This window comes from Natrinema limicola JCM 13563 (assembly GCF_000337475.1).
Classification (GTDB): domain Archaea; phylum Halobacteriota; class Halobacteria; order Halobacteriales; family Natrialbaceae; genus Natrinema; species Natrinema limicola.
This window is the reverse complement of record NZ_AOIT01000036.1, coordinates 13,207-34,587: the sequence shown is the minus strand read 5'-3', so window position 1 is coordinate 34,587 and position 21,381 is coordinate 13,207. Positions and strand designations below refer to the sequence as shown.

Sequence of the window (21,381 nt, the reverse complement as noted above, 5' to 3'; positions counted from 1 at the left end):
ATCCCCGAGGACAGTCGCCCACTCGCAGTGAGCGGAACGGTCGACGAGGGAACGTCAAGGGGTGGATGCATCTCACTCGTATTCGAAAACGCGTGCCATTCCACGCTCCAGGTGATAGACGTTGTGGCAGTGAAACAGCCAGTCGCCAGGGTTGTCAGCCAGGAACTCGAACGTAACCGCTCCACCGTGGGGCGGCACGAGGACGGTGTCCTTGACGGCGTCGCCGACCTGAAAGAAGTGGCCGTGAAGGTGCATCGGGTGGATCGCTGGGCTGCGGTTCAGCATCCGCACTCGGACGTGTTCCCCCTCACTGATCGCGATCGGATCAGCGTCCGGATACGCCTGCCCATCGATGGTCCACGCGCCGGGCGCTTGCATCATCCCGCCCGAGAGGGTGACGTCGATCGTTCGATCCGGCGTGTCGCCGAGATCGAGTGGCTCGAGCGCCTCGAGATCGCTGTACCGCAGTCGCTGCCCGTCGAATTGCGGACGGTCGATCGAATCGGTGTCAGTCGTGCCATCGGACCGCAGTATCGCTTCCGCGGGTTGCTCGTCCCCGACGACGGGGGTCGCAACGATGGCCCACTCGCCAGGTGAGTCTGTCTCGACAAGTACGTCGTAGCGTTCGCCCATACTGATGTCGAGGGAATCGACCGTAACCGGTTCGACCGGCCATCCGTCGGCGTGCGTGACGGTCAGCGAGTGCCCGCCAACGGCGACGCGGTACGTCGTGGCGCCGCTGGGGTTGATAATGCAGGGCTGAGCACTCCCCTCGCAGTCTCGTACCGGCACGCGACCCACATACGCATCGACACGGAATACACGACGGCGTCGACGACGTGTCCTCGAGTGTATCGGTCGCCCCGGCCTCGGGTCCCACGCTCACCTCGTGTCAGTGTCTGCCGCCAGCTGCGCTCGAGCGTCGCCGGTGTGTTCGTCGGCGAACCACCTGATAACGCTCCCCTCCGCACGGTGAAGGATTTCGCTACACGTCGCTTTCGAGATGTCGAGGTCGCTCGCGACGTCGGTGAGCGTCGCTTCACGCGGCGTCGCGTAGTAGCCGCGCTCGAGCGCCGCCAGGAGTACTTCGCGTTGTCGGTCGGTCAAGATGTCGTCGGCACGGGTGTGGCCGATCTCGTGAACGTACTCGAGAGTGTACTCGATGCCGAGCTCGTCGAGCAATTGACCGAATTCAGAAAACCGGGACGACGCTGCGGTTACCGTCCACGTCGCCTCGCCGTTTCTGACGGTAAACGGCATCTCGATGGGGATTCCGGACTGTAAGACCGGCTGGAGGATCGAGGGACTGGCCGTTTCGACGTGGAGCAACGCACTCGACTCCCCCTTCCAGAGGAGATCGAAGTCGACGACGTCCGCTCGATCGGCCATATCGGTGATCACCGGGAGCGGATCCGCCGTCTGTAACTCGATGAGGGCGATTCCCGTCCGTTCGCCGGCCAGTGCCGAGACGACCTCGAACGTCATCTGGGGATGGGATTGGGACACGTCGTTGATCCACGTCGCGTCGGGGATCGAGATGGAGAGTTTGGCTCGAGGCACGTGAGTGACTCCGTGGGACAGTACCGTTCCTTTGACCCCTAATATGTTCGGTCTCGCCTGATTTGTTCGGGTACTCCTCGTGTGTTCGGCTCAACCGATACCTGCATTGCATGGCTACGACCGCATAGAGAAACAGATGCAAACGCGCACGAATCCGTTCATCGTCATGGCCGGACTGTACCTGACGGTCGGCTTGGCTGCCGTCATGGGGACCCTCGCCGTCGAGTCCGGCCTCATCGAATCGCTGCCCCGCCTTCGGTGGGTGCTGATCCACCTCGTGACGATCGGCGGGCTGACCCAGGCCGTCTTCGGCGTGTTGCCGTCGCTGGTGACCGCGACCGACGCGTCGGCGCGACGGCCGGCCGACGGCCGCCGGTGGCTGCAGTGGCTCGCGTTGAACGCCGGCTATCCGTTGCTCCTCCTCGGGATGGCGACCGGCGCGACGGTCGTCGCAGTCACCGGTGGGACGATCGTCCTCGGTGCGCTCGGACTCCTGCTCTCGACCGTCTTTCGGACGACTGGGCGGGCTCCTGATCGCAGAATCAGTCGCTACTACCGACTCGCACCGTGGTTTCTCGTCGTCGGGATTCTCGCGGCGTTCGGGATGTTACTCGGAATCCACGGGCCCGGCGGCTACTTCGGCTCGCTCGAGGCCCACGTTCACGCGAACGTCTGGGGCTTTCTGGCGCTTATCGTCGCCGGGGCCTTGTTGACACTCCTGCCGGCACTGCTCGAGGCGGAGCTTCGGTATCCCCGACTCGTCTCGGTCACGTTCTGGGGGCTGACGATCGGTGTCGTCGGCCTCGTCGCGGGCCCGTGGCTCGGACGCCACGAGGTGACGATCCTCGGACTCGGTAGCTACGTCGTCGGGACGGGCGCACTGCTGGCGAACGTCGTCGGCACGTACCGCAGCAGTGACCGCAGCTACACCCGGCGCATCGCGCTCGTTCTCGGAGCGTACCTGTGGCTCGCCTTCCCCGTGCCCTGGGCACCGTTCGTCTTGCTGTTTCCGGATGCCGTCCCCGCCGGCGCGATCGAGATTGCGGCCATCAACGGTCTTATCTTCGGCTGGATGCTTCAGCTCGCGATGGCGTTTCTCCCCGTCGTGGCGGCAGCGTCCGCGCGACCCGTTGCGGACCGCGGCGTCGTCGAAGCGGTGACGGCAGTCGCTGCCGAGCACCCGCAGCCGTCCTGGATTCAGGTGGGAAGCGTGAACCTCGGCATGCTCGCACTCTGGCTGACGCCGGTTCCCGTCCTCGGCGGACTCACAGCGAGCACGACGCTCGCGGGGTTCGCGCTGATCGCCGTCGCCTGGGCGCTGTTCGTGGTCTCACTCTGGCGGTCGATCGCATCACCGACGAGCGAGGGCGCGAAACGGCGCGGCGCAATGCGTGATACGGCGTAGCTGTCGATACTAATACGCGCGCTCGAGAACACGCGCATTGCACTCACGACGCCGAATCCGAACGGACCCATTATATTTCGGGCTTTATTCAATACTGCCGCTACTGGGGACGGCCCCCAGACATCAAGCCTTTGTTCGGGCGTGACAAACGGCCGCGCGATGGTCACGCGTCGAACGATCCGATCGCTCGCCCTCGCGGGCGTCCTTGCCGCTCTCGCTGGCGTCGCGTACGCGCTCCGTTGGCGGCAAAACCCGTCGCCGTGTCCGTACTCCCAGCGCGTCTGGATCGATCTCCCCCGGCCGCTCATCTCTCGCTCGAGGCTGTGTGAGGTCCTCGAGCCACGGCCCGGCGAGCGAATCCTCGAGCTCGGGGCCGGGACCGGCTACTACACAGGCACGGTCGCAGCGGCGGTCAGGCCGGCTGGGATGGTCCACGCCGTCGACGTCCAGCGGCCGATGGTCGCGGACCTCCGGGCGCGACTGCGCGAGCGCGGCGACGACAACGTTGCGCCGGTCCACGGCGACGGCCGGGCACTTCCGTATCCGGACGATAGCTTCGACGCCGCCTATCTGGTTCTCGTCCTCGGCGAAATTCCCGACGAAGAGCGGGCACTCGCCGAACTCGAGCGGGTGCTGAAACCCGGCGGCCGGCTCGTCGTCGGGGAGTCACTTCCCGATCCCCACTTCGTCACGCGCGAGACGCTTCGAGAACGTGCCGAGCAACAGGGGTTCCGATTCGAAACCGATGTCGGCACGCGAGGGAGCTACTTCGCACGGATGTCTGTTCCGCCATCGACAAACGGTAACTGACCCGATTTCGATCCGCCGACCGCTCCGCTCGCTTGTTGCCATCCCATACACAATTGACCTGACCCTCGTCATCTGAAACCGTCCAGTAGCAGCTGTACCGGTCGTTTCCGGCCGCTATGACACGGTAGTACTGTATTAACGCTCCCTCGATATGGCGGTATTGCGCAATATATACAAAACCTTTAAACGTAACCGGATCATAGAAAGTCGTGATGGCAACTGATGCACCTAGCGGCTCCGGACAGTCACTCGACGAACCACTCCACGTCGAAAGCGAAGACCACTTCGAGGAGGTCACTACAAGCTACGACGTCGTGCTCGTCGATTTCTACGCCGACTGGTGTGGGCCCTGTAAGATGCTCGAGCCCGTCCTCGAAGGACTAGCAAGCGAGACAGATGCCGTAATCGCGAAGGTCGACGTCGACCAACACCAGCAACTCGCCGGCTCGTTCGGCGTCCGCGGTGTCCCGACACTCGTCCTCTTCGCGGACGGCGAGCAGGTCGAACAGCAAACCGGCGTCTTGCCGGCTGAGCGACTCCGCAGCATGATCGAAGGCTATACCGAATGAGCGAGGCCATGACTGACACCGTCCACGACGTGATCGTCGTCGGCTCCGGCGTGTCCGGCCTTTCGGCGGCCGTCTACGCCGCGCGAGCCGACCTCGAGCCGCTGGTCCTCGAAGGCCCCGAGCCGGGCGGCCAGCTGACGCTGACGACCGACGTCGAGAACTACCTGGGCTTTCCCGACGGGATCGGCGGCATGGAACTGATCCAGAACGGCAAAGAGCAGGCCAAACGCTTCGGTGCCGAGTTCACCCACGGCACCGTCGAGCGCGCGACGCTCGAGGAGCGCCCGTTCGAACTCGAACTCTCGAACGGTGACGCCCTCCGCACGCGCGCGCTGATCGTCGCCAGCGGTGCGAGCGCCCGCTGGGTCGGCGCGGAAAACGAGGACGAACTCATGGGCTATGGCCTCTCGACGTGTGCCACCTGTGACGGCGCGTTCCACCGCGGCGACGACGTCCTCGTGATCGGCGGCGGCGACAGCGCGATGGAAGAGGCGCTCTTCCTCGCGAAGTTCGCCGAGAGCGTGACGATCGTCCACCGCCGCGACGAACTGCGCGCCTCCGAGATCATGGCCGATCGCGCCCGCGACCACGAGGACATCGAGTTCCGCTGGAACACGGAACTCGAGGCGCTCCACGGCTCCAAAGAGGAGGGCCTCACTGGCGCGACGCTGATCTCTCATCCCGACGGCCACCCCAAAGAAAAAGCCGACAACGGGGTCGACGTCGACCGAGAAACCGTCGACGTCGGCGGCGTCTTCTACGGGATCGGCCACACGCCGAACACCGAGTTCCTCGAGGGCACCGGCGTCGAACTCGATTCGGATGGATACATCCAGACCGAATCGGACGACGAGGGTCGCGCGACGACCCACACGGCAGTCGACGGCGTCTTCGCCGCTGGCGACGTGGCCGACTCGCGCTACCGCCAGGCGATCACCGCTGCCGGAACCGGCAGTATGGCGGCCCTCGACGCCGAGGACTACCTTGAGACGCTCGAGCACGAACAGAGCGCGCCGGCGATGACTCCGGAACAGTAGTCATACGAACCCCTGTCAGTCAGCGCCGGCGCACCCACGACCTGCCATGTGGGTGCGCCGGGACACAGTAACAGCAGACCGCATCACCGGCGGCAGCTCTGTTGCAAGCAGCGGCACGCTAACGTTCACTCACCGCTCCGCGACCGACTTCTCTACTCGGCTCCCGAATTTCGGCGCGCGACCATCTCGAGGCCGATCCAGGAGATGACGACCTCGCCGTTTTGGTTGATCCCCTCGAGTTTGGTATCGACGTACCCACGAGTGGGGTCGCTCTCGGAGACGCGCTTCTCGAGGACTTCGGTTCGAACCGAGAGCGTATCGCCCGGTGTCACGGGCTGGTGCCACCGGAGTTCGTCGACGCCGCGGGCACCCATGCCGGCTCGATCCTGCATCGGACCGTCGACGAGCAGCCGCATACAGATCGACGCGGTGTGCCAGCCCGACGCGACCAGCTGGCCGAACGCCGAGTCCTCGGCGGCCGCCTCGTCCGTGTGAAACGGCTGGGGATCGTATTGCTCGGCGAATTCGACGATCTCGGCTTTCGTCACGTGATACTCGCCGAATTCCTCGGTGTCGCCGATCTCGATGTCCTCGTAGTAGCGCATTGGCGCGTCATCCGGGACGTATCGCCAAGAACCTGTGGGCCGACCCCGCCTGTCGCTGCCGGACTTCCAAACATCTATGCGATGCCGGCGTGGTCGTTTCGGTATGACACTCGAGGGACACGCCGTCCTCGTTACCGGTGGAGCGGGCTTTATCGGATCGAATTTGGCGAACCACCTCGCCGAGGACAACGACGTCACCGTCGTCGACGACTGTTATCTGGGGACGCCGGAAAACCTCACAGACGACGTCGAGTTCGTTGACGCGAGCGTCTTGGACGATGACCTGCCAACGGATGTCGATGTCGTGTTCCACCTTGCGGCGCTGTCATCGTACGCGATGCACGAGGATGACCCGACGACAGGTGCCAGAGTCAACGTCGAAGGCTTCGTCAACGTCGTCGAGCAGGCCCGACAGGACGGATGTGAAACCGTCGTCTACGCCTCGACGTCGTCGATCTACGGCAGCCGAACCGAGCCGTCGCCGGAGGACATGGCCGTCAGCGTCAACACCGGCTACGAGGCGTCGAAGCTCGCCCGGGAGCGCTACGGCGAGTACTTCTCGAACCACTACGACATGTCGATGGCCGGGATGCGATTTTTCTCAGTGTATCAGGGCTACGGCGGTGCTGAAGAACACAAAGGCGAGTACGCCAACGTGATCGCGCAGTTCGCCGACGACATCGCCAACGGGGAGCCGCCGGTGCTGTACGGCGACGGCACCCAGACGCGCGATTTCACGCACGTCTCCGACATCGTCCGCGGGCTCGAGTTGGCCGCAACGAACGACCTCGATGGCATCTACAACCTGGGAACTGGCGAGGCCTACGATTTCAACACTGTCGTCGAGATGCTAAACGACGAACTTGGCACCGATATCGAGCCGGAGTACGTCGAGAACCCGATTCCCGAGTCGGTGTACGTCCACGATACCTGTGCCGACGCCTCGAAGATCCGTGAGGAGGCCGGCTGGGAGCCTCAGATCGACTTCGAGGAGGGGATTCGGCGGGTCTGTGCGCAGTATACGGATCAGTAGCGTCGCGGTCCGAACGCCGCCGACTTCCGTGCGAGCGATTCACGACTGAGATAATCCGAGTGCGGACTTATCACTCGTTTTGAATTGAATGTTGCAGGGAGGGATGTCCCACACCGCTCCTCAGAATGATTTACATCTGCTGTAAATAACCTTTTGTAGGTTGTGGTCCGGATACCGAATCGCTCGAGGACTGGGCACGTCGTCACCCTGCCAGGGTGGGTCGTTGTACCGCCAGTAACTATCAGGAAAAACGATGTACGTGAGCGCGGTCTCGCTGCGAGGGGTTTTTAATGTGGCATGCACATCCACACGGTATGCAACTCCATAACAGGGGCGTCAGACAGGACGTCCGCGAACTCGGTGCATTACTCGGCGACGTCCTCGAGGGCCAGACTTCTCGAGGGGCCTTCGAGACGGTCGAGTCGTGTCGGCGGGCCGCGATCGATTACCGCTCCGGTGACCTCGAGTCACGTGAACCGCTCGTCACGGAACTCGAGGGACTGTCGCCACACCGACAGCGGACCGTCGCTCGTGCGTTCGCGACCTACTTCGAGTTGATCAACCTCGCCGAAGAACGCGAGCGGGTCCGGACCATCCGCACGGACTCCCAAGAAGGCACGCTCGAGGACAGCCTCGAGGCCGCAGCCGAAGAACTCGGCGAAGAAGACGTCGAGACCGTCCGACGGATTCTCGACGACGTTTTGATCGAGCCGACCTTCACCGCGCATCCGACCGAGGCTCGGCGAAAGACCGTCAAGTCGAAACTGCGGGAGATTTCGACGTCGCTCGAGACGCTCGACGAGCGACTGTTGACCGACAAGGAGGAGCGCCACCTCTGGCAAGACATCGATGCCGAGGTGACGAGTCTCTGGCAGACGCCACAGGTGCGCAACCGCCAGCCCGAGCCCGAAGACGAGGCGCGCAACGTCCAGTGGTACTTAGAGAACACGCTGTTCGACGTCGTGGGCAACGTCTACGACGAACTCGACGAGACAATCGACGCGGAAGTGCCCGGCGACCTCGAGATTCCGAAGCTCTTCGAGTTCCGCTCGTGGGCGGGCAGCGACCGCGACGGCAACCCCTACGTCACCCCCGAGGTCACGGCGAACACGCTCGAGCGCCAGCGCTCGGTGATCCTCGATCGCTACCGCGACCAACTCAAGCGCCTCTCCGGTGTCTTGAGTCAGGACGGCAGCCGGATCGACGCCAGCTCCGCGTTTCAGGCCTCACTCGAGCGCGACCGTGGGCGCCTGCCCGGCAGCGCTCGCACGGCCGAGCAGCGCTACCCCGACGAGCCCTACCGGCAGAAACTCAAACTCATGCGTGAGCGGCTCCGCCGCGTCGGCGACGTGCGGCCGGGTGGCTACGACGACGCCGACGAACTCGGTGCCGATCTCGAGGTCATCGCCGAGAGCCTACGCGCCAACGACGCCGACAGCATCGTCGACGCACACGTCGATCCGATCCGGCGGCAGGTCGCCACCTTTGGCTTCTCGCTTGCGAGTCTCGACCTGCGTGACCACCAGCAGAAACACACCGACGCCATCGCTGAGGCCCTCGAGCATGAGGGCATCGACTACCGCACTCTCTCGGAGGACGAACGCGTCGAGTTGCTGACCGACGCCGTCTTACAGGACGAGCCGGTGATCGATCTGAGCGAGACCGCCGATCTCTCGGACGACTCGGCGCGCGTCCTCGAACTCTTCGACAGCCTCGCCGACTGGCAGACCGAGTACGGCGTCCACGCCATCGACACCTACTGCATCTCGATGACCGAGGAGCCGAGCCACGTCCTCGAGGTGTTGTTCTTGGCCGATCAGGCCGGCGTTATTTCCCTGCCCGAACACGCGGGGATCGACATCGTCCCGTTGCTCGAGACCGAGTACGCCCTCTCGGGGGCCCGGCGGATCATGGGCACACTGTTCGAAAACGAAGCCTACGCGCAGGTGCTGGAAGCCCGCGGGCGGACCCAGGAGATCATGCTGGGGTACTCCGACTCGAACAAGGAAAACGGCTTTCTGGCGGCGAACTGGTCGCTGTATAAGAACCAACGCCGACTCGGAGAGATCTGTGACGACCACGACGTGACGATGCGGCTGTTCCACGGCCGCGGTGGCTCGATCTCGCGTGGCGGCGGGCCGATGAACGAAGCGCTGCTGGCGCTGCCGAACTCGACGGTCACGGGGCAGGTCAAGTTCACTGAACAGGGTGAAGCCATCGCCGAGAAATACGCCAATCCGCGCATCGCCGAACGAAATATCGGGCAGATGCTCAACGCCCAGCTCCGGGCGCGCAAGCAGGCGCTGGATCAGCCCGAAGAGGAGGTCCACGAGGAGTGGGTTGCGGCCATGGAGACGATGGCCGACGCCGCGCGTCGGGAGTACCGCGACCTCTTAGAGAGCGACGGCTTCGTCCAGTACTTCGAGCAGGCGACGCCGATCACCGTTATCGAAGACCTCGATCTCGGGTCGCGGCCAGCCTCCCGATCCGGCGAGCGAACCGTCGAAGACTTGCGGGCGATCCCGTGGGTGTTCTCGTGGACCCAGTCGCGGTGTATCCTGCCGGGCTGGTACGCTCTCGCGACCGGTGTCGAGGCGTATCTCGAGAACGGCGGGTCGATGAATACCTTACAGACGATGTACGAGAAGTGGCCGTTCTTCCGGACGACGCTCGACAACGCTGCGCTCTCGCTGTCTCGTACTGAACTCGAGATCGCCGACCGCTACGCCGACCTGGCTGAGCCGGACCTGCGCGAACGGTTCTTCCCACGCGTAAGCGACGAGTACGAGCGGGCGGCCGACCTGATCACCGAGATCGGCCAACGAGACCAGCTCCATACTCGCGACTGGCTCGGCGAGAACTTAGAGCGGCGAAACCCGTACGTCGATCCGCTGAACATGCTGCAGGTCTACTTGCTCGGCCAAACCGACCGGACGGACATCGAAGAACGGACGCTCCGGCTGACGGTCAAGGGAATCGCGGCCGGCATGAAGAACACGGGATGAGCGAGTTGTTCCCCGGCCGACACACGGGCTGTGTTGCTGTCTGACAGGTCGGCTGGGACCGACATCGCCTGTTGGACGGCACGCACTCACAGAGGGCAAGAAAATCGAAACGGGTAAAAACGTCTCTCGAGTAGAAGTGAGTGAGCCGAGATAGCCTAGCCCGGCCAAGGCGGCAGATTCGAAATCTGCTGTCCTCACGGACTCGGGAGTTCAAATCTCCCTCTCGGCGCTTCTCAGCGACACAAAACGGCGAGCGAAGCGATCCGTCCGTGTCGCTGGAACGGAATACGGAGATTTGAATCAGGGAGTGGGGCAACGCGGAACGACCGTGGTTCAAATCTCCCGCTCGGCGTTTTACAGCGACCACAACCGACGAGCGACGCGAGTCTGTCTCTTCGGTTACAGTCGTAACTCCTCGAGTATGGGCTGTGGGGACGTGACTGCGCCAACCGCAGGAACCCGGCGGTATCCCGTCGTATGCAAGGCTGGCCACTATGTTAACTCTTGACGTAGGTTCGCTGTCACGAGGAACCCATGTATTCGACGCTGGTATCTGTCCGAGCAGTGGCTGCAAGGTGGAACCGACAGCGACCGGCTGGGACGCCATACAACCCGACAGCTTCGGCAGGGAGGGAGCGATGAGTTCCGACGAGCCGGCACCAGGAGAGGGGCCTGATGGAACCGACGAACCGTTCCATCCGCTCGGCGAGTCGTGGCAGGACGAACTCGAGGACCTCCTCGACGACACCGAGTACGACACCGAACTCGGGATGCAGATGGGGAAAGATGCGATGCGGGTCACGAAGGGGGAGCTCTCAGAAGAGGAGTTCCACGAGCGGTATCACGACGACGTGATGGAGGAGTTCGGCGAAGACGAGCGGCCGATCGCTAGTCCGGACGACGCGGACGAAGGGCAAGGCGACTCGCTGCTCTCGAAACTCGGTGCCGGCACGGAGTCCCGTCGTGAGATGCTCAAGAAGGCGGGTGCTGGCGTCGGCTTCGCCAGCCTCGGCTGGGGAGCGGTCGATCAACAAGAGCCCGAACAGGAGGCAGTCGAAGACCCCAGTGAGGTCAATCCCGACGAGGACGCGACGCAGTGGGGGATGACGATCGACCTCGAGTACTGCGATGGCTGTCTCTCCTGTGTGACTGCCTGCAACGCAGAGCACAACTGGGATCTGGGGTCCAACTGGATGTACGTCCTCGCGTTCGAAGACGGCGACGTCGAGTCGCCCGATCCCGACAACTTCGAGAGCCATCGCGACTTCAACTTCCTCGTTCGCCCGTGTCAACACTGTACCGACGCACCCTGTGAGAAGGTGTGTCCGACGACGGCCCGCCACACTCGCGAGAAGGGTGGGATGGTGCTGACCGATTACGACGTCTGTATCGGCTGTCGGTACTGTCAGGTCGCCTGTCCGTACGGCGTCAACTACTTCCAGTGGGAGGAACCGACCGTCGATGAAGAGGAGCTCAGTCCGGACATGGTCTATGACTATCGCGATCGGCGCGTCAGCAGTCGGGCTCCCCGCGGCGTCATGTCGAAGTGCGTCTTCGATCCAGCGCGTCAGGACGGCAACTTCGGCGAAAGCAACATCGGCACCGTGGCCTGCGAAGTGGCCTGCCCGCCAAGCGTTATCCAGTTCGGTGACAAGAACAACCCGAACAGCGACCCGTCGCGATACCAAGAGAACCCGGCCCGAGCGCGAGTCCTCATCCGCCTGAGTACGATGCTTCCCTCGCCCGACAACCTCCCGTCGATGCTCGAGGGCGTCGGCACCGATCTGGATGCGATCACCGGAGCCGTTGATGGCCTCGACGAGCAGTCGATCATGCTTGCGACGGCGGTCCAGCTCACGAACGTCGAGTACGACCAGGAGGCACCACCGGGCGATACGCTTGTGGATCAGGAAGCGACGATCCTCGAGGTCGTCTCGATCCTCGAGGACCACGGACTCGCCCTCCAGAGTGAGGAGGTCCTTCGCGAACTCGGACTCACGGTCGACCAGTTCCAGACACCGCCTGCGGGGTCGGGCGAGGATAGCCCAGACATCGTGGTGAACGATCGGGAGGATGTCGCCCAACAGCGACTCGAGGAGTACATCCCGCCCTCGGGCAACGAGTTCGAACTCCTCGCGGATATCGGAACGAACCCGAACGTCACCTACCTCGGACAGGAACCGGGACCGAACGCCAACCAGGTCCCCGGGCCGACCTCCTATGAAGATGTCGGCATGGTCAGTAAGCGCCAGAACGTCCTCGAAGAGGAAACCGTCGGCCTCGGCCCGATCGACTCGTCGTAAGATGCGTCTCCGACTTGGCGCTGTTGGGTCCTGTTATCGGATCGCTGCTCTCGAGTCGACACGTCGGACTGATCTGTCCGAAACCACCCGTATTCAAGCGACTCGAGGCGAACGGACGACTATGGACAGTCAAAAACGACTGATCGTCGCGGGCCTCTGGATCGCGGTTGCGGTCGTGATGGCCACGACGCTCGACCTCGGGATTCCGTCGTCGGTGAGTGGGGCTGCTCGCCTGTTCGTCGTCGTACTCGCGCTGTTCCTCGCGAGCGTGTACTTGCTCGATCCGTGGAACGTCGTCAGTGACCCTTTCCGACAGGAATGAGCGCGGAGCCGTTCGGCAGACGCCAGGTATGCCGTCGTCTCGAATCGTAGCACACGAAGTATTCCGCTCGGCGACCGGTGATGTCAGTCGTCAGCCGGTGCGAGCGGTTGCTGATCGGCCGCGAGCAACCGATCGAGCGCGTCGACCATCGCTGTGACGCTCGCGCGCGTGATGTCTGCCTCGCTGCGAGCGACGGTCACAGAGCGGTCGTTGCGGACCATCGTCACTTCGACGGTAACGACGGCGTCGGTGCCACCGGTGACTGCGTCGACGTGGTAAGACTCGAGTTCGGCGTCGGCCATCGAGCCCAGCGCCTCGCGGACGGCCGAGACGGCGGCGTCGACGGGCCCGGAACCGGTCCCGCTGGCGACGCGTTCCTCGCCGTCGACCTCGAGTCGGATGCTGGCGGTCGGGACAGCCCCGCCGCTGGTGGCAGTGAGATCGAGGAGGTCGACGACGCGGTCGCGGTCCTCGCCGGTGACGTCCTCGGCGATGGCCAGCAGATCGGCGTCGGTTACGCGGCGACCGCGGTCGCCGAGTTCGGTGACGCGAGTAGCGATCTCGGCGATCTCGCCGTCGTCGGCGTCGACGTCGTGTTCCTCAAGCGTGGCTTTGACGCCCGCGCGGCCGGTGTGTTTGCCCAGTGCGAGTCGGCGTTCGCGCCCGACCGTTTCGGGCGGGTAGGGCTCGTACATCTTGTCGTCTTTGAGCGTCCCGTCGGTATGGATGCCGCTTTCGTGGGTAAAGGCGTTCTCGCCGATGACGGCCTTGTTCGGCGGCAACTGGACGCCGGTCGCTCGCGAGACGACCTGTGCGAGATCGTATAGCTCCTCGAGGTCGGCGGTCTCGACGTCGTAGACGTGCGCTAAGGCGATTGCGACCTCCTCTAAGGCGACGTTGCCGGCGCGTTCGCCGAGCCCGTTGACCGTACAGTGGACGAGATCGGCACCCGCCGAGATCGCCGCGAGCGCGTTGGCCACGCCCAGTCCGAGGTCGTCGTGGGTGTGAGCACTGACTGGCCCAAGCTCGGCGAGCCGGGCAACGGCTTCGTAGGTGTGTTCCGGTCCGGTGTGGCCGACGGTATCAGCAAAGCAGAAGCGATCCGCGCCCGCCTCGAGCGACGCTTCCGCGAGGTCCTCGAGGTAGTCGAGGTCGGCCCGCGAGCCGTCTTCGCCGATGACTTCGACCCAGAGATCGTTGTCTTTCGCGTAATCGACGAGTTCGGCGGTTTTCTCGAGGTTGTCTTCGCGAGAGGTACCGACCTTGTCCTCGACGTGGCGGTCGCTTGCGGGAACGACGATGTGGACGCCGTCGACGTCACATTCGAGGGCGAGGTCGATGTCGCCTTTGAGTCCGCGACAGAAGCTGGTGATCCGGGCGTCGAGGTCGAGGTCGGTCACCCGCGAGATGGCCTGTCGTTCACCCGCGCCGGTACAGGCGCTGCCGGCCTCGATGGTCGAGACGCCGGCTCGCTCGAGGGCTCGAGCGATGTCGACTTTTTCGTCCGGCGACAGCGAGACGCCCGGGGCTTGCTCGCCGTCGCGAAGCGTCGTGTCGAGAAGGCGCACTGTACGGTCCGATGCGATCGTCTGTTCGGGTGAATGACTTACAGGCAAGAGTGGTGAGTTTGAAGGACTGCGATTACGTTCGTCGGAGAATTTCACGCCCAGCCGGGTTGCCCCGACTTCCTCTATCCTCGTCAGATGGCGTATGGCGTGCCATTGTACTGCAGGCTAACGGATCTTGCCGACTTAAATCCGCCGGTCGCGCAGCGCCGGCACGTCCGCACCTGTGAGCCGTCAGTGCCCGTCTTTGCCCTCGAGGGCCAGCCGATCGCCGGGTTCGATGTCGGCTGCAGCACCTGCTGGCAGTTCGACGATTAGATCCGCGCGATCGCGGGCGAATCCGAGCCACGGCCGGAGTCGCTCGACGCGCTGGACGACGCCGTCGACGACCCAGACGGCGTCGATCGGGAAAAAGACGAACAGCATGTGGAGGTCACGAACCCTCGCCGAGTCGAACCGAAAGACGAGCGCGTAGTCGTTGGGCACGGAGCGACGAAACATCAGTCCGCGGGTCTGGCTGACAAGCGAGTCCGCGAGGTCGACCGTCGTTGCCAGAACGGTGCCGTTGGTCCCATTGGCTGACGGATCGTCAACGGCCGGCCCGTCGCCGCTTGATTCATGGACGAGTCGCACGGCCTCGAGTCTGCATGGCGACGAGAAAAAAGTCCCGACCGCTCCGTGGGACCGACAGCGACTCGCCTATAACTCGCTAACCGCAGAGGCAGCATCGAACAGCGACAGGACACCCTCTTCGAAGAGCAGGCGACCGAACTGCGTCAGTTCGTACTGGGGGCCGTCGATCGAACAGTCGACCAGACACGCCATTCGTTCGGCGACGACGCCGCCGTCGACGAGTGCATCGATTCGGTCTTGAATTTCGGCTTCCGTCGCCCCGAGCTCGGCTGCAAGCTCAGGGACGGTGACGCCCTCTGCCGGATGGTCATACACCGTGTATGCGACCTCGAGTCGGTCGCGATCCCCGATCGCGTCGATGGCGTCGACCACGTCCTCGGCCGAGAGGAGCGTCTCAGTGTCGTCGATCGGTAGCATGATCGATGTCGACGCAGTCCGCTGGCAAAATCCCATCGACAACGCCCACCGTGTGGAACGACGCCACGAGCGCGTGTGCCGGGCGATTCAACACCCCTCGAGCCCTACTCATCCCGGCGATGGAGAAAACGCCGCAGGGTACCTCGGTCGGCGTCGACGATCCCTACGAGTTCGCCGGCGTCTGCGACCACCTCACCGGCGAGGGGACGTGTCGCTACGCCTTCGACCACTACGAACATGACCCCGCGTTCGCCCGCGAGCGCGCGGAGGCGGAGTACGCATGTCCTGTCGTCGACCCCGAATCCGAGTGGTCGTGGGCCGACTGTCCGCACTTCCGCTCGCGCAATCGCGACCGCGAATGCGTCCGCTGTGGCCTCGAAGAGAAACGGCTGGCCCACGACGACGAGCGTCCGCTGCTCGAGGAACACCACCTCTCCTACGCACGCGACGGCGACACCCTCTCTCACGAGATCACGGTGTATCTCTGCCGGTGGTGTCACGCCAAGGTCCACGATTCGTGGGCACGGATCACCGACGACGCCGCGCCGGATTCCGAGGCGATCGCAACTCTCGAGGAGCGCCACAGCCGCGAGCAGTCAGAACTGGGCTTCGAGTCGGCGGCGAAGCGATACGGCCGAGACGAGTAGCGTGTCGCCGACTCCAGTGAGAACGGAGCTTATGCGAGTTTCCGCAGGAGCCCGTAGACCGCATCGCGCAGCCTGTCGGGCAGGTGGCGCGCGTAGAGGCCGTACTGGGCGATCGGGCCGACCGGGTACCGGGCCGGCGGCTCGGGGGTGGTCGCGGCCTCGAGGATCGCCGCGGCGACGTCGTCGGGGTCAGCCCTGAACGGACCGCCGCTTCCCCCGCCGATCAGCTGTGCCTCGTCGTAGAGTTCGTACAGCGATTCGTAGGCCGGCGTTCGCTCGTCTTCGGGGAGTTCGTCGTCGACGCGGTCGGAGAAGTTCGTCTCGACCGGGCCGGGTTCGACCACGACGACGTCGATCCCGAATTCTTCAGCTTCGCCGCGTAAGGCGTCGCTCATCGCCTCGAGGGCGTGTTTCGAGCCGGCGTAGGCACCCGCACCGGGCAGTGAGATCCGCCCGATGACACTCGAGACGTTGATGATCCGGCCCTCGCCCTGGGCACGCATATGTGGCAGGGCGGCCCGCGTGAGCCGATGGGGGCCATAGACGTTGACGTCGAACTGTCGGTGGAGGTCGACCGTGGCGACGTCCTCGAGCGGCCCCATCTGGGCGTAGCCAGCGTTGTTAACGACACAATCGATCGAGCCGGCGATGTCGACGGTCTCCTCGACGGCCGTCGCGACCTGCTCGGGGTCGGTGACGTCCAGCGCGATGGTTTCACAGCCCGCCTCCGCGAGGTCCTCGATATCGTCGACGTCCCGTGCCGTCGCGAAGACCTGCCAGTCCTTGGCGAGGAAGGCTCGGGCGGTTGCGCGGCCGATGCCGGACGAACAGCCGGTGATCAGCACCGATTTCTTGCGCGTGTAGCGGTCGGTCTCGCCCGTCGCGTGCTCGCGGTCGTCCTCGACGACGGTACCATCCGGCCCGTCATCGGCTGTCTCCTCGACGTCCTCAGCGGTAGCCATACGTGACCGGTTCGAGAGACGATACCTAAGTATCGACGGTTTGTCGCGCTCCTCGTTAGTTCCGGATTCGGATACGGTCAGTATGGGTCGACTGCCTGTTCGGCGACAGCAACTACCCCGAAAGCCCCCGATCAGCCCCTTTCAGTCCCACCCGCCGCAGCGGTTGGTCAGGGAGCTGTCGTCGGTGGAACGCGGGTCTGCCTACTGGTTGAATTCCCGTTTGGCTTCGTCAGCATACTTGTCCGCGAGTCTCACTGGCTCGGGGAGTTTGTACGACGTGGCTAGCTCGAGGACGACGTTGGCAGCCGTCTCGGGGCCGACGCGGTGGCCGGAGCTGACGTACAGCGGGTTGATATGGCGGTTCGGCGAGTCGTACTGGCGGGTCTGGACGGCGTAGCCGATGAGCGTTCCATCAGGGGCGTCGACGCGGCCGTTCGCTTCGATGGCGACTCGAGAGCCAGCCGGGAGGCCGTCAGTATCCTTGCGCGGGCGGCCACAGAGCAGGCTTTTTGCGACGCCGATACTCGGAACATCCCTGACGACGCCCATGTGGGTCGCAATGCCAGCCTGTCGGAAGTGGATGCGACCGCTGCCATCGAAGAGGATGAGATCAGGATCGACGGACAACTCCTCGAGCGCCGCGAGGATCGGCCCCCCTTCGCGAAATGAGAGCAAACCGGGAATGTAGGGAATATCGAGGCCGGTGACGGCGTGGACGCGCTCGATTACCTCGCCGCCGCGGGTGGCGACGACGGCGCTCAGGGCGCGATCCTGTTCGCCGTCGGCGTTCGTAAGAAACGACTGGTCGACGCCGACGACGGTCGGCTGTTCGTCTCCACTGGCAGCCGCCGCGAGTGGGCTCGAGAGTGCGTTGGGATCGAACGCGAAGTCGTCCTCGAAGACGGCGATATCGGCGATCTCGCGCTGGAGAGTTTCCATCTCCGCACGCGAAAGGCTGGGATCGGGCGCGAGGTCTGGCCGGGGCTGACTCATTCGTTTGCGGTGAGAGTGGCCGTGCGAAAATCAGTTGCGGGCTGTCGCGGTGCGAGCGTGGAACTCGGGAACAGTCAGAACCGGCCGCGTCCGGGGCCACCTGGGCCGCCCGGCCCGCCGGGACCGCCACCGCCGAACTCGAGGCGACTCGGAGCCCGGAGATTGCGATTTCGCTTGACGTACTGGCCGTAGGCGAGGCCGATCACGAGGCCGATGAGGTGGGCCCCGTGAGCGATCGGCCCGCCGCCGCCGACCGAAAGGAAGAACACGCTGAAGAGGGCGTAGCCGGCGGTCAGCAGCCAGATCGGTACTGGGAGGATAAAGTAGAGGTACACCTTGAGATCGGGGTTCAAGACCGTCAGCACGCCCATGATAGCGAGCGCCGCGCCGCTGGCCCCGAGGACGGCCGTCGGAGCGCCCTGTGCAGCCGAAATCAGGACTTGACCCAGTCCGGCGAGCGCGCCGCTGACGAGAAACAGGATCGCGAAGTCACGCGAGCCGATGTAGCGCTCGACGAGCGGCCCGAAGAAGAACAGCACGATGCTGTTCCCGACGATGTGCATGAAGTTACCCGGGCTATGGGCGAAGACGGAGGTGACCCACGTCCAGACGTACTCGACGTTCCACGACGTCAGCGTGAACAGCGACTGGTGGAGCGCCGAGCCGGCGACCAACAGCACGAGCCACTGTGCGAGAAACGTCAGCCACATCAACGCGAGGAACGTGTAGGTCGCGTTCCCCCGGAAGTACGCCAGCGGTCCGCCAGGCCCGGTATCGATCGGGAGTTTGTCAGTCAGACTCGAGGCGCGTGATGTGTTCCCACTCGAGCTGACGTCGTCGTCGAAACCGCTGTCGAAGACGCCCTGTGGGTCGTTCCAGTTTTCGAGCCCCGTACAGTTGTGATTCTCGGGGAGCCGGTGATCGGCACAATAGGTGCCACCACAGTGCCGACAGTTATACGGCATGTTTTCGTCTTTCCCACACACGTCGCATTTGGCCATTGATCGGTGGTATGTGCGGAGTAGCTAAGGGATTTGGGGTTTGCCCGGATTATTTCACAGTAATCAACCCGGTCAGTATGTGTGGCGGACAGATCGTTTCGTTTTTTGGACCGTCCGTACCGGGTGCTTGCTCGACGAGGGACGCGACGTATTCAGCATGACAAAACGTCAAACTGTCGCTTTCTCACGTTCTTTCAGCACCATCGAAGTCGAAATAGCCGTCGATGAGGTCAAATCGTTCGGCTTCACATGGAATCAGCGTATCTGAACACCATATGCGCCGTGGGCTGTACATTTTTGCCTCCCCGTCGCCCACATTCGGTCGTGCAAGAGTACGAGCGAAAGCAACTGCTCGAGCGTGTCGAGCGCGAGGGCGCAACTGTCGGCGCGGACATCCCGGAGACGATCACGGTTCAGGGGGAAGAAATCGACCTCCGGACGTTCGTCTTCGAGATCAAGCGCCGTGAGACGGTTCCCCCAGGCGAGCGCGAACGCGTCGAGCAGGCAAAAAAGAACCTGCGTCGTGAGCGCCTCGAGCGCTTAGAGCAGATCGAGGAGGGCGACATCACCCGCGAGAAAGGCGAGGAACTCGCCAAGAGCATCATCGGCATCGATCGAGCGCTGAACGCCCTCGAGAGTCTGGGGCCGACCGATCTCGAACGTGAGCAGAAGCTCCAGCACGCGCAGGATCGAAAGCGCTGGATGTCGTTCTTGAAGAAGGCACTCGGTCAAGACGACGATGCCAGCGCACGGAGGGGTCGATGACGACCAACGCCGAACTCGCCGCCCGCTTCGAGGAGTTCGCCGACTTGCTCGAGGCTGACGGCGTCGAATACAAACCACGCGCGTATCGCCGGGCAGCGGAAAACGTCCGCGCCTATCCGTCACCGATCGCCGACCGCGTCGACGCCGGCGATCGCGAGGCCGTCGAGAGCATCGAAGGCGTCGGCGACGCGATCGCCTCGAAGATCGTCGAGTACGTCGAAACCGGGTCGATCGAGGAACTCGAGGAGCTTCGTGCCGAGTTGCCGATCGACATGGCCGACATCACCCGGATCGAGGGCGTCGGTCCCAAGACGGCTGGCAAACTCTATCGCGAACTCGGGATCGAAACGTTAGACGACCTCGAGGCAGCCGCCGAGGCCGGCGAGGTTCAGGAGGTCAAAGGCTTCGGCCCGAAAACCGAACAGAACATCCTCGACAATCTGGAATTCGCCCGCACCGTCGGCCAGCGCCAGTTGCTCGGCGAGGCACGACCGCTTGCCGACGACGTGCTCGCCTTCCTCGAGTCGATCGACGCCGTCGAGCGGTGTGAAGTAGCCGGCTCGATCCGCCGGTGGCGTGCGACGATCGGCGACGTCGATGCACTCGTGGCAACTGACGCGCGCGAGGACGTCATCGACCAGTTCGTCGCGTGGGAGTCGGTCGACGATGAGATCGAGTCAGGTCCAGAGAAGGCAAGCGTCCGCGTCGGCGAGATTCGAGTGGATCTTCGCGTCGTCGTCCCCGAGGAGTTCGGTTCTGCGCTGCAGTATTTTACGGGGAGCAAGGATCACAACGTCAGCCTGCGCAACTACGCGATCGATCGCGGGATGAAGTTGAACGAGTACGGCGCGTTCGATGTCAATGAGATCGACGACCCCGACAGCGGGCAGCGCGTCGGCGAACGCGTCGCCGGCGAGACGGAAGAAAGCATGTACGACGCGCTCGGGTTGCCATGGATTCCGCCAGAATTGCGGGAAAACCGCGGTGAGATCGCCGCCGCCGAAAACGGTGAGCTACCGGAGCTCATCACTCGTGAGGACATCCGTGGCGATTTCCACACCCACACCGAGTGGTCAGACGGCAACACCACGATCGCGGCCATGGTCGAGGCCGCCGCCGAGTTGGGCTACGACTACTTCGGGATTGCCGACCACGCCGAGGGCCCCGGCATCGTCGGCGGTATGGGCCTCTCGGATGCCGAGATTCTCGAGCAAGTCGAGGAAATTCGCGCGGTCGGCGACGAGGCCGAGATCGAAGTCTTCGCAGGGATCGAAGCGAACGTCGACGCTGACGGCGAGATCGACCTCTCCGACGAGGTGATCGACACGCTGGACGTGATCGTCGCCTCGACGCACAGTGCGCTCGATCAGGACGCAGAGACGGCCACGGAGCGGCTCGTCCACGCCGTCGAGAACCCGGCGATCGATATTGTGGGCCATCCCAGTGGCCGCCTGCTCAATCAGCGCTCGGGGCTCGACTACGACGTCACAGCGGTCGGGCGGGCCGCCGCCGAGCACGGCACTGCACTCGAGGTCAACAGCGACCCTCGTCGACTGGATCTCTGGGGAAGCGCCGTGCAGGCCGCCCTCGAGGAAGGCGCGAAAATCGCGATCGACACCGACTCCCACCAGCCCGCGACCCTCGAGTACATGCGCTGGGGCGTCCACACCGCACGCCGCGGCTGGGCCGAACCGACCGACGTGATCAACACCTGGGACCTCACGGAGCTCCGCGAGTTCCTCCACTGAC

At 64.0% G+C, this 21,381-nt stretch carries 20 protein-coding genes and 1 tRNA gene; 12 read left to right on the top strand and 9 right to left on the bottom strand.

Annotated features, from left to right (window positions below; all coding sequences use genetic code 11):
- Nucleotides 1-72: 72 nt before the first annotated feature.
- Nucleotides 73-792: a multicopper oxidase family protein gene (locus C476_RS10210; protein WP_008012534.1), complete on the bottom strand. Its 720-nt coding sequence runs from the start codon at nucleotides 790-792 to the stop codon at nucleotides 73-75.
- A 90-nt stretch (nucleotides 793-882) separates the two neighbouring features.
- Complete coding sequence (locus C476_RS10205) at nucleotides 883-1,560, bottom strand: helix-turn-helix domain-containing protein (protein WP_049911716.1); 678 nt, start codon at nucleotides 1,558-1,560, stop codon at nucleotides 883-885.
- A 136-nt stretch (nucleotides 1,561-1,696) separates the two neighbouring features.
- Here C476_RS10205 and C476_RS10200 point away from each other — a divergent pair, with 136 nt between their 5' ends.
- From C476_RS10200 to C476_RS10185, 4 genes are all read left to right on the top strand, one after another.
- Complete coding sequence (locus C476_RS10200) at nucleotides 1,697-2,965, top strand: hypothetical protein (RefSeq protein WP_008012530.1); 1,269 nt, start codon at nucleotides 1,697-1,699, stop codon at nucleotides 2,963-2,965.
- A gap of 159 nt (nucleotides 2,966-3,124) precedes the next feature.
- Nucleotides 3,125-3,775, top strand: a complete 651-nt coding sequence (locus tag C476_RS10195; protein WP_008012528.1) for a class I SAM-dependent methyltransferase — start codon at nucleotides 3,125-3,127, stop codon at nucleotides 3,773-3,775.
- 212 nt (nucleotides 3,776-3,987) lie between these two features.
- Nucleotides 3,988-4,344, top strand: a complete 357-nt coding sequence (gene trxA / locus C476_RS10190; protein ID WP_008012525.1) for a thioredoxin — start codon at nucleotides 3,988-3,990, stop codon at nucleotides 4,342-4,344.
- Complete coding sequence (locus C476_RS10185; RefSeq protein WP_008012523.1) at nucleotides 4,341-5,381, top strand: NAD(P)/FAD-dependent oxidoreductase; 1,041 nt, start codon at nucleotides 4,341-4,343, stop codon at nucleotides 5,379-5,381. Before trxA ends, C476_RS10185 begins: the two co-directional genes overlap by 4 nt.
- 152 nt (nucleotides 5,382-5,533) lie before the next feature.
- Here the strand turns inward: C476_RS10185 and C476_RS10180 are convergent, their stop codons facing one another.
- Nucleotides 5,534-5,986, bottom strand: a complete 453-nt coding sequence (locus C476_RS10180) for a MaoC family dehydratase (protein ID WP_008012521.1) — start codon at nucleotides 5,984-5,986, stop codon at nucleotides 5,534-5,536.
- A 103-nt stretch (nucleotides 5,987-6,089) separates the two neighbouring features.
- On the opposite strand from C476_RS10180, the gene C476_RS10175 reads away from it, so the two are divergent.
- The 5 genes from C476_RS10175 (at nucleotide 6,090) to C476_RS10155 (ending at nucleotide 12,649) form a co-directional block, all read left to right on the top strand.
- Entirely contained in the window at nucleotides 6,090-7,019 is a 930-nt protein-coding gene (locus tag C476_RS10175) for an NAD-dependent epimerase/dehydratase family protein (RefSeq protein ID WP_008012520.1), read from the top strand.
- A 314-nt stretch (nucleotides 7,020-7,333) separates the two neighbouring features.
- A complete protein-coding gene (gene ppc / locus C476_RS10170) occupies nucleotides 7,334-10,024 on the top strand; it encodes a phosphoenolpyruvate carboxylase (RefSeq protein ID WP_008012518.1) in 2,691 nt (896 codons plus the stop codon).
- 144 nt (nucleotides 10,025-10,168) lie between these two features.
- Nucleotides 10,169-10,253 (top strand) — tRNA-Ser (locus C476_RS10165).
- A 409-nt stretch (nucleotides 10,254-10,662) separates the two neighbouring features.
- A complete protein-coding gene (locus tag C476_RS10160; protein WP_008012515.1) occupies nucleotides 10,663-12,327 on the top strand; it encodes a 4Fe-4S ferredoxin N-terminal domain-containing protein in 1,665 nt (554 codons plus the stop codon).
- A gap of 121 nt (nucleotides 12,328-12,448) precedes the next feature.
- Nucleotides 12,449-12,649, top strand: coding sequence for a hypothetical protein (locus C476_RS10155; RefSeq protein ID WP_049911732.1), 201 nt, complete (start codon nucleotides 12,449-12,451; stop codon nucleotides 12,647-12,649).
- 83 nt (nucleotides 12,650-12,732) lie between these two features.
- Here the strand turns inward: C476_RS10155 and C476_RS10150 are convergent, their stop codons facing one another.
- The 3 genes from C476_RS10150 to C476_RS10140 form a co-directional block, all read right to left on the bottom strand.
- Nucleotides 12,733-14,265: a (R)-citramalate synthase gene (locus C476_RS10150; RefSeq protein ID WP_049911715.1), complete on the bottom strand. Its 1,533-nt coding sequence runs from the start codon at nucleotides 14,263-14,265 to the stop codon at nucleotides 12,733-12,735.
- 183 nt (nucleotides 14,266-14,448) lie between these two features.
- A complete protein-coding gene (locus tag C476_RS10145; RefSeq protein ID WP_008012509.1) occupies nucleotides 14,449-14,847 on the bottom strand; it encodes a DUF192 domain-containing protein in 399 nt (132 codons plus the stop codon).
- Between the two features lie 66 nt (nucleotides 14,848-14,913).
- Nucleotides 14,914-15,264: a helix-turn-helix domain-containing protein gene (locus C476_RS10140; protein WP_008012508.1), complete on the bottom strand. Its 351-nt coding sequence runs from the start codon at nucleotides 15,262-15,264 to the stop codon at nucleotides 14,914-14,916.
- Between the two features lie 119 nt (nucleotides 15,265-15,383).
- Between C476_RS10140 and C476_RS10135 the strand changes: the two genes are divergently transcribed.
- Nucleotides 15,384-15,911 (top strand): DUF7097 family protein, encoded by a 528-nt coding sequence (locus C476_RS10135; protein WP_049911730.1) that lies wholly within the window; start codon nucleotides 15,384-15,386, stop codon nucleotides 15,909-15,911.
- A gap of 29 nt (nucleotides 15,912-15,940) precedes the next feature.
- On the opposite strand, the gene C476_RS10130 is transcribed toward C476_RS10135, so the two are convergent.
- The 3 genes from C476_RS10130 to C476_RS10120 all read right to left on the bottom strand — a co-directional run bounded on the left by C476_RS10130 (nucleotide 15,941) and on the right by C476_RS10120 (nucleotide 18,867).
- Entirely contained in the window at nucleotides 15,941-16,873 is a 933-nt protein-coding gene (locus C476_RS10130) for an SDR family oxidoreductase (RefSeq protein ID WP_008012503.1), read from the bottom strand.
- Between the two features lie 201 nt (nucleotides 16,874-17,074).
- On the bottom strand, nucleotides 17,075-17,866 hold the full coding sequence (locus C476_RS10125; RefSeq protein ID WP_049911714.1) for an endonuclease V: 792 nt from the start codon (nucleotides 17,864-17,866) through the stop codon (nucleotides 17,075-17,077).
- A gap of 74 nt (nucleotides 17,867-17,940) precedes the next feature.
- A complete protein-coding gene (locus C476_RS10120; RefSeq protein ID WP_008012500.1) occupies nucleotides 17,941-18,867 on the bottom strand; it encodes a rhomboid family intramembrane serine protease in 927 nt (308 codons plus the stop codon).
- A gap of 324 nt (nucleotides 18,868-19,191) precedes the next feature.
- On the opposite strand from C476_RS10120, the gene C476_RS10115 reads away from it, so the two are divergent.
- Entirely contained in the window at nucleotides 19,192-19,632 is a 441-nt protein-coding gene (locus C476_RS10115) for a DUF5788 family protein (protein WP_008012498.1), read from the top strand.
- Nucleotides 19,629-21,380 (top strand): DNA polymerase/3'-5' exonuclease PolX, encoded by a 1,752-nt coding sequence (polX, locus tag C476_RS10110; protein WP_008012497.1) that lies wholly within the window; start codon nucleotides 19,629-19,631, stop codon nucleotides 21,378-21,380. Before C476_RS10115 ends, polX begins: the two co-directional genes overlap by 4 nt.
- The last annotated feature ends 1 nt before the right edge of the window (nucleotide 21,381 follow it).